General features: G+C 70.8%; 10 protein-coding genes. 7 read left to right on the top strand and 3 right to left on the bottom strand.

Annotation, left to right across the window (positions count from 1 at the left end):
• Positions 1-147 precede the first annotated feature (147 nt).
• From MPE_RS16905 to minE, 6 genes are all read left to right on the top strand, one after another.
• Positions 148-2,067: a DUF294 nucleotidyltransferase-like domain-containing protein gene (locus MPE_RS16905; protein WP_041930261.1), complete on the top strand. Its 1,920-nt coding sequence runs from the start codon at positions 148-150 to the stop codon at positions 2,065-2,067.
• 12 nt (positions 2,068-2,079) lie between these two features.
• On the top strand, positions 2,080-2,781 hold the full coding sequence (locus MPE_RS16900) for a 3'-5' exonuclease (RefSeq protein WP_011830921.1): 702 nt from the start codon (positions 2,080-2,082) through the stop codon (positions 2,779-2,781).
• Between the two features lie 130 nt (positions 2,782-2,911).
• Positions 2,912-8,653 (top strand): excinuclease ABC subunit UvrA, encoded by a 5,742-nt coding sequence (uvrA, locus tag MPE_RS16895; protein ID WP_041929736.1) that lies wholly within the window; start codon positions 2,912-2,914, stop codon positions 8,651-8,653.
• A 92-nt stretch (positions 8,654-8,745) separates the two neighbouring features.
• Positions 8,746-9,507, top strand: a complete 762-nt coding sequence (gene minC / locus MPE_RS16890) for a septum site-determining protein MinC (protein WP_011830919.1) — start codon at positions 8,746-8,748, stop codon at positions 9,505-9,507.
• 34 nt (positions 9,508-9,541) lie between these two features.
• On the top strand, positions 9,542-10,357 hold the full coding sequence (gene minD / locus MPE_RS16885; RefSeq protein WP_011830918.1) for a septum site-determining protein MinD: 816 nt from the start codon (positions 9,542-9,544) through the stop codon (positions 10,355-10,357).
• Positions 10,358-10,361: 4 nt separating this feature from the next.
• The gene (minE, locus tag MPE_RS16880; protein ID WP_011830917.1) at positions 10,362-10,628 is read left to right on the top strand and encodes a cell division topological specificity factor MinE; all 267 of its coding nucleotides are present in this window, start codon (positions 10,362-10,364) and stop codon (positions 10,626-10,628) included.
• A 27-nt stretch (positions 10,629-10,655) separates the two neighbouring features.
• Here minE and MPE_RS16875 read toward each other — a convergent pair whose 3' ends face one another.
• Positions 10,656-11,339, bottom strand: a complete 684-nt coding sequence (locus MPE_RS16875; protein ID WP_011830916.1) for a hypothetical protein — start codon at positions 11,337-11,339, stop codon at positions 10,656-10,658.
• 231 nt (positions 11,340-11,570) lie between these two features.
• On the opposite strand from MPE_RS16875, the gene MPE_RS24920 reads away from it, so the two are divergent.
• A complete protein-coding gene (locus MPE_RS24920) occupies positions 11,571-12,263 on the top strand; it encodes a septal ring lytic transglycosylase RlpA family protein (RefSeq protein ID WP_011830915.1) in 693 nt (230 codons plus the stop codon).
• A gap of 16 nt (positions 12,264-12,279) precedes the next feature.
• Here the strand turns inward: MPE_RS24920 and MPE_RS16865 are convergent, their stop codons facing one another.
• Both MPE_RS16865 and MPE_RS16860 read right to left on the bottom strand, forming a co-directional pair.
• A complete protein-coding gene (locus tag MPE_RS16865) occupies positions 12,280-12,852 on the bottom strand; it encodes a GAF domain-containing protein (RefSeq protein WP_011830914.1) in 573 nt (190 codons plus the stop codon).
• Between the two features lie 71 nt (positions 12,853-12,923).
• Entirely contained in the window at positions 12,924-13,559 is a 636-nt protein-coding gene (locus MPE_RS16860) for a YitT family protein (protein ID WP_011830913.1), read from the bottom strand.
• Position 13,560 lies beyond the last annotated feature (1 nt).

Genomic DNA, 13,560 nt, shown 5'->3' with positions numbered 1-13,560 from the left:
TCTCCCCACCCACCGCATTCCGATGCGACGGCGCGCTGCTTATGCAGCGCGCTTTTTTTTGTTTCGCGCGCAAGCCGGCAGGCAGGCAAGATGACGGCGCCGGTCGCCGTGGTGTCACGGTCGCCGATGCCCGACGAGGAGACCGCGATGAGCGATGAGGCGCTCCCTGCTGCCGCACCCCGGCCCTGCGGGCCGCTGCTGGGCCACCTGTGCCAGCTGCTGCGACGTTACCTGCCCTTCTCGCACATGGCGACGGTGGATGTCGAGCGCTTCGTCGCCGCGGCGAGCGAAGCCTACTTCGCGCCCGACGAGTGCGTACTGCGGCCCGAGGACGGGCCGGTCCGGCATCTCTACTTCATCCGCGACGGTGCGGTGAGTGCCGTGCGGGGGGCCGATCAGGTCGACGAGGGCGGCTTCCAGTACGAGACCGGCGACATGTTTCCGGTTGCCGCCCTGATGGCGCGACGCGCGGTGAGCGCCGTCTACACCGCCACGCGCGACACCTTCTGCCTGCTGCTGCCTCTGGAGGCCGTCGACGAGCTCGTCGCGGCGAGCCCGCCGTTCGCCGACCTGCTGAACCGGCGCATGCTCAACTTCATCGACGCCTCGCGCCAGGCCTTGCAGTCGGCCTACGCGTCGCAGGCGTTCGCGACCCAGTCGCTCGAGCGCCGGCTCGGCGAACTGGCCACGCCGGCCCCGCGGACCTGCCGTCCCGACACGCCGCTCGCGCTGGCGCTGCAGGCCATGCAGCAGCACCGCATCGGCTCGATGCTGGTCACGGACGACCTGGGCGCGCCGGCCGGCATCCTGACGCGCTACGACATCCTGGACCGCATCACGCTGCCGCAGTTGCCGCTGTCGACACCGATCGCCGCGGTGATGACGCAGCCGGTGCACGCGCTGACGGTCGACCACACCGCGCAGGACGCCGCGTTGCTGATGTCGCGCCACGGGCTGCGCCACGTGCCGATCACGTCGTCGGGCCGGCTCGTCGGCGTGGTGTCGGAACGCGACCTGTTCGTGATGCAGCGTCTTTCGGTGAGGCAGCTCAGCAGCTCGATCGGCAGCGTGGACACTGTCGACGCGATGCCGGCCGTGGCGGCCGACCTGCGCCGGCTCGCCGCCGCGCTGCTGGCGCAGGGCGTGCAGGCTCGTCAACTGACCGAGCTGATCAGCCACCTCAACGACCTGCTCACGCGGCGGCTGATCGAGCTGACCGCTACACGCCACGGCCTGGACCTCGCGCGCGCCTGCTGGCTCGCCTTCGGCTCCGAGGGTCGGTCGGAGCAGACCATCGCCACCGACCAGGACAACGGCCTGATCTTCGAAAGCCGCGAGCCCGCGGCCGACCGTCCGGCCTGGCTGGCCTTCGCGCGGGATGTCAACGAGGCGCTCGATGCCTGCGGCTATCCGCTGTGCAAGGGCCAGGTCATGGCGAGCAATCCCGAATGCTGCCTGACGCCGGCGGAGTGGCAGGAGCGCTTTGCGCGCTGGATCGAGCACGGCGCTCCCAGGGACCTGCTGGCGGCCAGCATCTACTTCGACTTCCGCCCGCTGGCCGGGGCCGTTGCGCTGGCCGGCCCGCTGCGCGACTTCGTCACGCGACGCGCTCGCGAGGTGCCCCGCTTCTGCCGGCAGCTGGCCGAGGACCTGCTGCGCACGCGCGCACCGCTCGACTGGCTGGGCGGCATCGACAGCCAGACGATCGAGGGCGTCCGGGCGATCGACCTGAAGCTCCACGGCACGGCGATCTTCGTCAACGCCGCGCGCTTGCACTGCCTGGCGCTCGGCGTGCCCGAGGTCAACACGCGCCGTCGGCTCGAGGCGATCGCCCGGGCGCGCGGCGCGCCGCCGCAGCACGGCGAGGCCTGGATCGGCGCCTTCGAGTTCCTGCAGATGCTGCGGCTGCGCGTGCAGCTCGAAGGCCTGGCGCCAGGCGACGCGCGGCAGCATCCGAACGCGATCCGGCTCGACGCCCTCAACGAACTCGACCATCGCATCCTGAAGGAGGCGTTCCGTGTCGCGCGCCGCCTGCAGCAGCGCATCGAGCTCGATTACCTGCGCTGAACGGGGCGGCGGATGACGACGCTGCTGCAACGCTGGCGCTCGCGGTGGGGGCGCGGCACGGCGCCCGCCGCGGGGGCGCTCGACGACGCGCGCTGGATCGTGGCCGACGTCGAGTCCGGCGGACTCGATCCGCGGCGCGACCCCCTGCTGGCGATCGCCGCGGTCGGCGTGCATTTCGCGCCGGTGCAGGGCGAGCGCGGCGGGCGACGTCCGCGCATCGTGCTGGGTGACCGTTTCGAGTTGCTGTTGCGCCCGTCCGGGGCGCCGTCCGCGAGTCCGGACAAGGCCAACATCCTCGTGCACGGCATCGGCATCGGCGCCCAGCGTGCGGGCCTCGATCCGGCCGAGGCGCTGCAGGCGTGGGAGTCCTACATCGGCAGGTCGCCGCTGGTGGGTTTTCACAGCGCCTTCGACCGCACGCTGATCGAGCGGGCCGGCCGCGACGCGCTCGGGCGCGCCCCGGACAACCCCTGGCTCGATCTCGAGCACCTGGCTGCCGTGCTGCATCGCGAGCCACGGCAGCGCAGCCTTGACGACTGGCTGGCGCACCACGGCATCACCTGTCTGGCTCGCCATCAGGCCTCCGCCGATGCGCTGGCCACGGCCCAGCTGCTGCTGAAGCTCTGGCCGGCGCTGCGACAGCGCTGCGACGGCCGGTTCAGCACCGTGCTCGACCTGGCTGCCGGCCACCGCTTCCTGCCGCTGCGCCATTGAGGCCGCTTCGGCCGGCGAGCCGCGGGCGGCCTGCGCGGGATGCCCCCAGGGCGCGCTGCGGCTAGCCGCAGCACGCCCCGACGTGACGGGCCCGATCCCTAGAATCTTCCGCTCACCCCCCGGAACCCCCATGCCCAACGGTCAGCGCCCTCCCGGCGTGATCCGCATTCGCGGTGCACGCCAGCACAACCTGAAGAACCTCGACCTGGACCTCCACACGGGAGAACTGACGGTCGTCACCGGGCCCAGCGGCTCGGGCAAGTCCAGCCTGGTGTTCGACACGCTGTACGCCGAGGGCCAGCGCCGCTACGTCGAGACCTTCAGCGCCTATGCGCGCCAGTTCCTCGACCGCATGGACCGCCCGGCGGTCGACCATGTCGAGGGCGTGCCACCGGCCATCGCGATCGACCAGACCAACCCGGTGCGCACCTCGCGCTCCACGGTCGGCACCATGACCGAGCTGAACGACCACCTGAAGCTGCTGTTCGCGCGCGCCGCGCAGCTGTTCGACCGGCAGACCGCGAAGCCGGTGCGCGAGGACGATCCGGAGTCGATCTACCGCGAACTGCAGCAGCGCGCCGCGCCCGGCCAGCGCCTCGTGGTGACTTTCCCGGTCGAGCTGCCGGCCAGCGCGACCGCGGCCGACGTCGAGCAATGGCTCGCCGCCAGCGGCTACACGCGCGTGCAGGCCGAGCGCGAGATCGCCACGCCCACCGGGCCGCGCAAGCTGCTCGACGTGGTGGCCGACCGCTTGCGGCTCGACGGCACCGAGAAATCGCGCGTCGTCGAGGCGCTCGAGGTGTCGCTCAAGCGCGGCGGCGGGCGCGTCAACGTCTATGCCGTGGCGGGAGAGGGCGAAGAACAGCTCTGGCGCTTCTCCTCCGGCCTGCACAGCCCCGACAGCGAGCTGCGCTACAGCCATCCGCAGCCGTCGATGTTCTCGTTCAACTCGGCCTTCGGCGCTTGCGAGACCTGCCGCGGCTTCGGCCGCGTGATCGGCGTCGACTGGGGGCTGGTGATGCCGGACCACCGCAAGACGCTGCGCACCGGTGTCGTCAAGACCATCCAGACGCCGGCCTGGAAGGAGATCCAGGCCGACCTGCTGAAGTACGCCGGCGAGGCCGGCATCCCGCGCGACACCGCCTGGAGCCAGCTCAGCGACGCGCAGCGCGACTGGGTGCTCGACGGCACGCCCAACTGGAAGGGGAACTGGAACAAGCAGTGGTACGGCATCAAGCGCTTCTTCGAGTACCTGGAGAGCAAGGCCTACAAGATGCACATCCGTGTGCTCCTGTCCAAGTACCGCAGCTACACGCCGTGCCCGGCCTGCGGCGGCGCGCGCCTGAAGCTGGAGTCGCTGCAGTGGCGCATCGGCACGAAGGAGGGGGCCGATGCGGCCCTGAAGGCGGCCCAGCGCTTCCTGCCGGTCGGCGCGGCCTGGTCGCGCGAACAGCTGGAAGCGCTGCCGGGCCTGAGCCTGCACGACCTGATGCTGCTGCCGATCGATCGGCTGCGGCGCTTTTTCGACGAGCTCACCTTGCCGAGCACGATGCTCGACGACGCACTGGAGCTGCTGCTCGACGAGGTGCGAACCCGGCTCAAGTACCTGTGCGACGTGGGCATCGGCTACCTCACGCTCGACCGCCAGAGCCGCACGCTGAGCGGCGGCGAGGTGCAGCGCATCAACCTCACCACCGCGCTCGGCACGTCGCTGGTCAACACGCTGTTCGTGCTGGACGAGCCGTCGATCGGCCTGCACCCGCGCGACATGAACCGCATCGTGCAGGCCATGCACCGCCTGCGCGATGCCGGCAACACGCTGGTGGTCGTGGAGCACGACCCGGCCGTGATGCTGGCCGCCGACCGCGTGCTCGACATGGGCCCGGGCCCCGGCACCCAGGGCGGGCGCGTCGTGTTCGACGGCACGCCCGACGACCTCAAGCGCGCCGACACGATGACCGGCGCCTACCTCGGCGCGCGCCGCAGCATCGGCCTGGGTCTCAAGCGGCTGGTGACCGACGGCACGCCGAGGCTCATCGTGGAGGGCGCGCGCGAGCACAACCTGCGCGGCATCACGGTCGAGTTCCCGCTGCAACGCCTGGTGGTGGTGACCGGCGTGTCCGGCTCAGGCAAGAGCACGCTGATCCAGGACCTGCTGTTCCCCGCGCTGGCGCGCCACTTCGGCAAGGCCACCGAGACGCCGGGCGCGCACGACCGCCTGCTCGGCGCCGACTGGCTGAGCGACGCGGTGTTCGTCGACCAGAGCCCGATCGGCAAGACCGCGCGCTCCAACCCGGCTAGCTACGTCGGGGCCTTCGACACGCTGCGCAACATCTTCGCCGAGGCACCGATGGCGCTGCAGCGCGGCTACGGCGCGGGCATGTTCAGCTTCAATGCCGGCGACGGCCGCTGCCCGACCTGCGGCGGTTCGGGCTTCGAGCACGTGGAGATGCAGTTCCTCAGCGACGTCTACCTGCGCTGCCCCGACTGCGACGGCAAGCGCTTCCGCGCCGAACTGCTGGAGGTGAAGGTCCAGCGCGGCGGCAAGTCCTTCGACGTGAGCGAGGTGCTGGAGCTGACCATCGCCGACGCGGTGCGCTACTTCGCCGACGATCGCGAGGTGTTGCGCGCGCTGCAGCCTCTGGCCGACGTGGGCCTGGACTACGTGAAGCTCGGCCAGCCGGTGCCCACGCTGAGCGGCGGCGAGGCGCAGCGCCTGAAGCTCGCCGGCTTCCTGGCCGAGGCCGCAAAGAACGGCAGCAGCTCGCGCCAGGCGGTGGCGAAGAAGGGCACGCTGTTCCTGTTCGACGAGCCAACCACCGGCCTGCACTTCGACGACATCGCCAAGCTGATGCGTGCCTTCCGCAAGCTGCTGGAGGCCGGCCATTCGCTGCTGGTGATCGAACACAACCTCGACGTGATCCGCGCGGCCGACTGGCTGGTCGACCTGGGTCCCGAGGGCGGCGAGGCCGGCGGCGAGCTGGTCTGCTCCGGCACCCCCGACGACGTGAAGCGGCACCCCACGTCGCACACCGGCGCGGCGCTGCGCGAGTACGAGCAGAGCCTCGGGCAGGGCGGCCTCGCGGTCGAGGAGGGGCTGCCGCTGCAGTCGCTGCTGACCGAGGCGCGGCGCGCCCGGCGCGAGCGCGAGGCCGGCGCTGCCGCCCACGCGATCCAGATCGTCAATGCCCGCGAGCACAACCTCCAGGGCCTGTCGGTCGACATCCCGCGCGGGAAGTTCAGCGTGGTCACCGGTGTCTCCGGTTCGGGCAAGAGCACGCTGGCCTTCGACATCCTGTTCAACGAGGGCCAGCGCCGCTATCTCGAGAGCCTCAACGCCTACGCGCGCAGCATCGTGCAGCCGGCCGGCCGGCCCGAGGTCGACGCGGTGTACGGCATCCCGCCCACCGTCGCGATCGAGCAGCGCCTGAGCCGCGGTGGCCGCAAGAGCACCGTCGCCACCACCACCGAGGTCTATCACTTCCTGCGCCTGCTCTACGTCAAGCTCGGCACGCAGTACTGTCCCAAATGCACGGCCGACGCCAGCGTGGCGGTGCGACCGCAGACGCCGGAGTCGATCGCCGCGCAGCTGCTGCGCGACTACAAGGGCCAGCACATCGGCCTGCTCGCGCCGCTGGTGGTGAACCGCAAGGGCGTCTACACCGACCTCGCGAAGTGGGCCGCGCAGCGCGGCCACACGCACCTGCGGGTCGACGGCGAATTCCTGAAGACCTCGCCGTGGCCACGCATCGACCGTTTCAAGGAGCACACGCTGGAGCTGCCGGTCGGCGACATCGTCGTCACGCCCGACAACGAGGCCGAACTGCGCGCGCTGCTCGCGAAGACGCTGGAGCTCGGCAAGGGCGTGGTGCACCTGCTGGGCCCGCTCGACGGCCTGAAGGCGGCGATGGCCGCCGGCGCGCCGACGCACCGCATCGGCCGCGTCAAGGTGTTCTCGACCAAGCGCGCCTGCCCCGCCTGCGGCACCAGCTACCCCGAGCTGGACCCGCGCATGTTCTCGTACAACAGCAAGCACGGTTGGTGCCCCGATTGCGTGGGCACCGGCCTCACGCTGACGCGCGAGCAGCGCAAGGCCCTCGACGATTCGGTGCGCGACGACGACACCGGCGGGCGCGAGATGACCTTCGCCGAACCCGAGATCGAGGACGTGGCCGACGCGCCCTGCGGCACCTGCCATGGCGCGCGCTTGAACCCGGTCTCGCTGGCCGTGCGTTTCGGCCGCGGGGCGGAGGGCGAGCAGTCGATCGCCGCGGTGGCGGCGCGCGCGGTGAACGACGCGCGCCGCTGGATCGAGACCCAGAAGCTCGATGGCCGCGAGGCCACGATCGCACGCGACGTGATCGCCGAGATCCGCTCGCGGCTGGGCTTCCTCGACCAGGTGGGCCTGGGCTATCTGACGCTCGATCGCGCCGCGCCCACGCTGAGCGGCGGCGAGGCGCAGCGCATCCGCCTCGCGGCGCAGCTGGGCAGCAATCTGCAGGGCGTGTGCTACGTGCTCGATGAGCCGACCATCGGTCTGCACCCGCGCGACAACCGCGTGCTGCTCGATGCGCTGCACACGCTGGGTTCGCAGGGCAACACGCTGGTGGTGGTGGAGCACGACGAAGACACCATCCGCCGCGCCGACCACATCATCGACATCGGCCCCGGCGCCGGCAAGCGCGGCGGCCGTCTGGTGGCGCAGGGCACCGCCGCCGACCTGCTGCGCGCCCCCGACTCGCTGACCGGCCGCCTGCTCGAGCACCCGATGCGCCACCCGCTGCAGGCGCGGCGCGCGGTGCCGCCGGGCGTGCCCTGGCTCACGCTGCGCGGCGCCACGCTGCACAACTTGGCCGGGCTCGACGTCGGCGTGCCGGTCGGGCGGTTGGTTGCGGTGACGGGCGTTTCCGGCTCGGGCAAGAGCACCGTCGCGCGCGACGTGCTGCTGGTCAACGTGCACGCGGCGGTGGCGATGAAGGCCACGAAGGCCGGTCGCGATGCGTTGGCCGCCGGCAAGCGGCCGGCCTGGGTGGGTTGCAGCCAGCTCGAAGGCTTCGAGCCCATCGATCGCGTGCTCGAGGTCGACCAGACGCCGATCGGCAAGACGCCGCGTTCCTGCCCGGCCACCTACATCGGCTTCTGGGACACGATCCGCAAGCTGTTCGCCGAGACGCTGGAGGCCAAGGCGCGCGGCTATGCCGCCGGCCGCTTCTCGTTCAACACCGGCGAGGGCCGCTGTCCGGGCTGCGAGGGCCAGGGCCTGCGCACCATCGAGATGGCCTTCCTGCCGGACGTGAAGGTGCCCTGCGACCTGTGCCACGGCGCGCGCTTCAACCCCGAGACGCTGGCCGTCACCTGGCGCGGCAAGAGCATCGGCGACGTGCTGCAGATGGAGGTGGACGAGGCGGTCGACTTCTTCGCCTCCATGCCCGCCATCGCCCACCCGCTGCAATTGCTGAAGGACGTGGGCCTGGGCTACCTGACACTGGGTCAGCCCTCGCCCACGCTGAGCGGCGGCGAGGCGCAGCGCATCAAGCTCGTCACCGAGCTCAGCAAGGTGCGTGACGACGTGACGCGGCGCGGCCAGAAGCCGCCCCACACGCTCTACGTGCTGGACGAACCGACGGTGGGCCTGCACATGGCCGACGTCGAGAAGCTGATCCGCGTGCTGCATCGGCTGGTCGACGGCGGCCACAGCGTGGTGGTGATCGAGCACGATCTCGACGTCATCGCCGAAGCCGACTGGGTGCTCGACCTCGGTCCCGAGGGCGGTGCCGGCGGTGGCCGTGTGGTGGCGGCGGGCACGCCCGAGCAGGTGGTGGCCGCGGGCACGCACACCGGCGTGGCGCTGGCGCCGGTGCTGAAGCGGTGAGGGGGCTGAAGCCGTTCCGTTGCAGTGCCGCAATGCGCCGGCCGCCCGATACACTGTGATCTTTGTCGCGTTTCTTCCCTCTCGCCCGCCCCATGACCGTCGACCAGAGAACCGGCAGCTCTGCCAGCTTCGAGTTGAAGAGTGCCGCGCTGATGCTGGTCGCGGTGATCCTGAAGACCACCGATCTGTCGGCACTGGCTCGCGAGCTGGACGAGCGGATCGCCGACACACCGGGCCTGTTCGAGCGCGATCCGGTGGTGATCGACCTGTCGCAGGTGCGTGAGGCCGAGGCCGCGATCGATTTCCCGGCGCTGATCGAGCTGCTGCGCCAGCGCCAGATGCTGCCGCTCGCCGTGCGCGGCGGCAACGACGCTCAGATGGCCGATGCGCTGGCCGCGGGGCTGGTGGAGGCGCCGGCCGGCGCGAACCCGTCGCCGCCGGCCCGCGCGCCGGCGCCGGTGCCTGCCGCGCCGCCGGTCATGCTGACCGAGGTCATCCGCGAGGTGCCGGTGGCCGGCCCCGGCACGATGGTCATCGACCGGCCGCTGCGTTCGGGCCAGCAGGTCTACGCCAAGGGTTGCGACCTGGTGGTGCTGGCGGCGGTGAACGTCGGCGCCGAGGTCATCGCCGATGGCCACATCCATGTCTACGGGCCGCTGCGCGGCCGGGCGATCGCCGGCGCCCGCGGCAACGCCGACGCCCGCATCTTCGCCACCTGCATGGAGCCGCAGCTGGTCTCCATCGCGGGCACCTACCGCACCACCGAAACCCCCTTGCCTGCCGAGGTGCTGGGCAAGCCGGCCCAGGTGAGGCTGCAAGGCGACAAGCTCCTGCTCGAGGCCCTGAAGGCCTGACGAGCGTTCCATCTACTGAAAGGATCTGCTACCGATGGCCAGAATCATCGTCGTGACCTCCGGCAAGGGAGGCGTGGGCAAGACGACCACCAGCGCCAGCTTCGCATCTGGCCTGGCGCTGCAGGGCCACAAGACGGCCGTGATCGACTTCGACGTCGGCCTGCGCAACCTCGACCTGATCATGGGCTGCGAGCGCCGCGTGGTGTACGACCTCATCAACGTCATCCACAACGAAGCCAACCTGAACCAGGCGCTGATCAAGGACAAGCAGAGCGACAACCTGTTCGTGCTCGCCGCGTCGCAGACCCGCGACAAGGAAGCGCTGACCAAGGACGGCGTGGAGCGCGTGCTGAAGGACCTGGCGGACATGGGTTTCGAGTACATCGTCTGCGACTCGCCGGCCGGCATCGAGACCGGTGCGCTGATGGCGATGCACTTCGCCGACGAGGCGCTGATCGTCACCAACCCCGAGGTCTCGTCGGTGCGCGACTCCGACCGCATCCTCGGCATGCTGTCGTCGAAGACCAAGCGGGCGATCGAGGGCAAGGAGCCGATCAAGGAGCACCTGCTGATCACGCGCTACAACCCCAACCGCGTGGTGGGCGGGCAGATGCTCTCGCTGGAGGACATCCAGGAGATCCTGCGCATCGACCTGATCGGCGTGATCCCCGAGTCCGAGACGGTGCTCGACGCGTCCAACCAGGGCGTGCCCGCGATCTACATGCGCGGCACACCGGTGTCGGAAGCGTACAAGGACGTGGTGCGCCGCTTCCGCGGCGAGAACCCGCCGATGCGCTTCGTCGAGGCCGATCGGCCGGGTTTCTTCAAGCGCGTGTTCGGAGGGAGGTGAACCCATGTCCCTGCTTTCCTTCCTGCTCGGAGAAAAGAAGAAGACCGCCAGCGTCGCCAAGGAGCGGCTGCAGATCATCCTGGCCCACGAACGCAGCGGGCGCGGCGGCAGCCGGCCCGACTACCTCGAGGCCCTGCAGCGCGAACTGGTGGCGGTGATCTCGAAGTACGTGTCGATCAAGCCCGAGGACATCAAGGTCCACCTGCAGAAGCAGGACAACCTCGAGGTCCTCGAAGTCAAGCTCGAGCTGCCCGAAGCCGCACGCGGCTGAACCGGGGGCCGCCGCCGCGGGCGGCGGCTACTTCACGTACATCACGCGCATCCCGAGCAGCTTGCCCTCGGGCCGGTCCAGCACATGGATCGTGGTCTGGCGCGGCTTGAAGCCCTCGGGCATCGGTACGCTGCCGCGCAGGCTCTCGTGGCTGCCCACCGAGATCGCGACCGGCTTCAGGCTGACCGTGGTCTCGGTGCCGCGCGCGGTCTCGCCGGCGACGATGAACTGCATCACGCCGGCGAGCGGCTTGCCGGCCGTGGCGCGGTCGCGGGTCAGGATCACGTCGTAGGCCAGTGCCGAGCCGTCGACGGTGAATCGCCCGGCACGCACCTCCACCGTGCCGCCGCGCGGGTCGGGCGGCAGCGAGGCCACCACCGCGGCCACGTCCTTGCGCAGGCGCTCGGCGGTGTCGCGGCTGGCACCCAGCTCGTCGGCCAGCCCCTTCTTGTCGGCGAGGGCCGCCTCGAGCTGCTTCGTGGTGTCGGCGAGCGCGCCCTCCAGGCGCAGGCGCTCGGCCTCGGCCTTCTCGTACGAGGCGCGCAGCGCGGTCGACGCGCTGGCCGACAGCCGGGGCGGCAGGTAGCGCTCCTGGATCAGCACGACGCCTCCCGCGCCGATCGCGATGCCGACCAGCAGCAGCACCAGCCAGCGGGGCAGGCGCCAGCGCGAGCGCCTTCTTCCATAGGGATCAAATGCAACAGGTTTCATGAACCGGACATCCGTGTTGTTGTGGTCTGAGCGGGGTGGCAGAACCCAAAGGTTACAACCCTCCGGCCCCGGCGCTGAAACACGATGTCAGGCGGCCGGTCGGACGGGCGCCGATCGGGCCTCGTCGGATCGTGACGGACTCGACGCAAAAGGGCTCTGGCGGGTCTTCGCTGGCGCGATGCCGGCCTTTTGACACGCAAGTGCAATCGCCACCCGCCGACATCAGCGGACATGGTGAACTGCATTCGCATTGCGCCGCCATCGCCCCTGGGGCATGGCCTGCGCCTGATCCTCATCCTCGCGGCGGCCATGCTGGTCGTCGGCTGCGGCACGGTCCGCCTGCCCGGCGGCACACCGCCGCCCGCGCCGTCGGTCGAACCCGAAGCCAGCCCAGCGCCGCTGCCGGAGCCGCCGCAAACCCGCACGCCGCGCGTCGCCAAGCGGGCCCCCGCGCCGCTCGTCGATGCCGTGCCGCGCGTGGAGCGCATCCGCCAGGGGGCACCGAACCATCCATATGTGATCCGCGGCGAGTCCTACGAGCCCGATGACACCGATGTGCCGTGGTTCGAGATCGGCGTGGCCTCCTGGTACGGCGAGCCCTTCCACGGACGCCGCACCGCCAACGGCGAGGTCTACGACATGCACGGCATGACGGCGGCGCACAAGACGATGCCGCTGCCCAGCTACGCGGTGGTGCGCAACCGCGTCAACGGCCGGCAGGTGGTGGTGCGCGTGAACGACCGCGGTCCCTTCATCGACGGCCGCGTGATCGACCTCAGCTTCGCGGCGGCCCGCAAGCTCGGCATCCGCGGCCTCGGCGAGGTCGAGGTCCGCCGCCTGACGCACGACGAGATCCGGGCCGGCAGCTGGAAGAAGCTGCCGCAGACGATGGCGGTGGGCGAGGACCGCGCCAAGCTCGAGTAGCGCCGCGTCGCGCCGCTCAGCCCGCGAACCGCAGCGCGTCGGGTCGCCGGGCGCGCCCTTGCAGGCGGTGCATCAGCAGGCTGCCGATCACGCCAGCCTGGCGCATCAGCGAGATCTGCGTCGCCGACCACTCGACCGGCGCGCCGGTCTGTTCGCCGCACAGCAGGCCGGTGCGCCGGCCGTTGACGGCAAACGGCACGTCGAGCAGCGAGTGGATGTCGTGCGGCAGCAGGTAGGCCTCGCGCATCGAGCGCAGTGCCGGATGGCTCTGGGCGTCGTTCGCGCTCAGGATGCCCCAGCGGTCGAGCTCGCGGAAGTAGTCGGGGTGCTGCTGCTCGACCAGCGGCGGCAGCGGCGTGGCGTCGTGGCCCGCGTGGTGCAGCCGCTCGCAGTGCAGTGCCTGCTGCGGTCCGCGCTGCGAGTAGGTCCATACGCTGACGCGGTCGCAGCCCAGGCCCTCGGCCAGCACCGGCAGCGCCTGCGAGAAGAAGTCGTCCAGTCCCAGCAGCTCCTGCTCGTGCAGGTGGACGCAGTGCCGGATCCGTGCCAGCGCACGGCGTCCGGGAGCGGAGAGGAGTTCTGACGGCATGGTCTTGAGGCTGCGGTGAGCGTGCCGGGTTATCGGCCGGGACCCGCAGCGCTTGAGGGGCGCGGCCCGGCTCAGCGGGCCACGTAGCGCCCCGGACGGTGGTTGATGGCCAGCACCAGATTCAGCGCCACCGCACCGGCCACCGACAGCAGCACCTGCCGGGGCGCGACGACCGCGAAGGCCAGCGCGACGATGCTGCAGTCGAGTGCCATCTGCAGCTGGCCGGCGCGCCAGCCCCGCTGCTGCTGCAGCACCACCGCGACGATGCCGATGCCGCCCACGCTCGCCTGGTGGCGGAACAGCGCGAGCATGCCCATGCCGATCAGCGTGCCGCCCATCAGCGCGGCATACAGCGGCTGCAGCGGCGCAAAGCCGATCCAGCGCGGCAGCCACTCGCTCTGGACCGACAGCAGCGCCACGGCGACGAAGGTCTTCAGCGTGAAGGCATGGCCGAGATGGCGCCAGGCGAGCCAGTAGAACGGCAGGTTGATCGCGAAGAACAGCGCGCCGAAGGACCCGCCGGTCGCGTAGTGCAGCAGGAAGGCCAGGCCCGCGGTGCCGCCGGCCAGCAGCCCGGCCTGCTGGAACATCGCGATCCCCAGCGCCATGGCCGCCGTGCCGAGCAGCAGCGCCATCGCGTCCTCGAAGACGGAGTGGCGGGTGATGCCGTCTTCGTCTTCGTCGTCGTTGCGTTCGGTCATGTCCATG

This window comes from Methylibium petroleiphilum PM1 (assembly GCF_000015725.1).
Classification (GTDB): domain Bacteria; phylum Pseudomonadota; class Gammaproteobacteria; order Burkholderiales; family Burkholderiaceae_C; genus Methylibium; species Methylibium petroleiphilum.
This window is presented reverse-complemented; position numbering and strand designations above follow the sequence as displayed.

What these genes read in the sequence shown, in the direction of transcription:
- MPE_RS16900 (WP_011830921.1), top strand. Translation starts at nt 2,080, where the DNA reads ATGACGACGCTGCTGCAACGCTGGCGCTCGCGGTGGGGGCGCGGCACG.
- MPE_RS16865 (WP_011830914.1), bottom strand. Translation starts at nt 12,852, where the DNA reads ATGCCGTCAGAACTCCTCTCCGCTCCCGGACGCCGTGCGCTGGCACGG.
- MPE_RS16860 (WP_011830913.1), bottom strand. Translation starts at nt 13,559, where the DNA reads ATGGACATGACCGAACGCAACGACGACGAAGACGAAGACGGCATCACC.
- MPE_RS16875 (WP_011830916.1), bottom strand. Translation starts at nt 11,339, where the DNA reads ATGAAACCTGTTGCATTTGATCCCTATGGAAGAAGGCGCTCGCGCTGG.
- MPE_RS16905 (WP_041930261.1), top strand. Translation starts at nt 148, where the DNA reads ATGAGCGATGAGGCGCTCCCTGCTGCCGCACCCCGGCCCTGCGGGCCG.
- minD (WP_011830918.1), top strand. Translation starts at nt 9,542, where the DNA reads ATGGCCAGAATCATCGTCGTGACCTCCGGCAAGGGAGGCGTGGGCAAG.
- minE (WP_011830917.1), top strand. Translation starts at nt 10,362, where the DNA reads ATGTCCCTGCTTTCCTTCCTGCTCGGAGAAAAGAAGAAGACCGCCAGC.
- MPE_RS24920 (WP_011830915.1), top strand. Translation starts at nt 11,571, where the DNA reads ATGGTGAACTGCATTCGCATTGCGCCGCCATCGCCCCTGGGGCATGGC.
- minC (WP_011830919.1), top strand. Translation starts at nt 8,746, where the DNA reads ATGACCGTCGACCAGAGAACCGGCAGCTCTGCCAGCTTCGAGTTGAAG.
- uvrA (WP_041929736.1), top strand. Translation starts at nt 2,912, where the DNA reads ATGCCCAACGGTCAGCGCCCTCCCGGCGTGATCCGCATTCGCGGTGCA.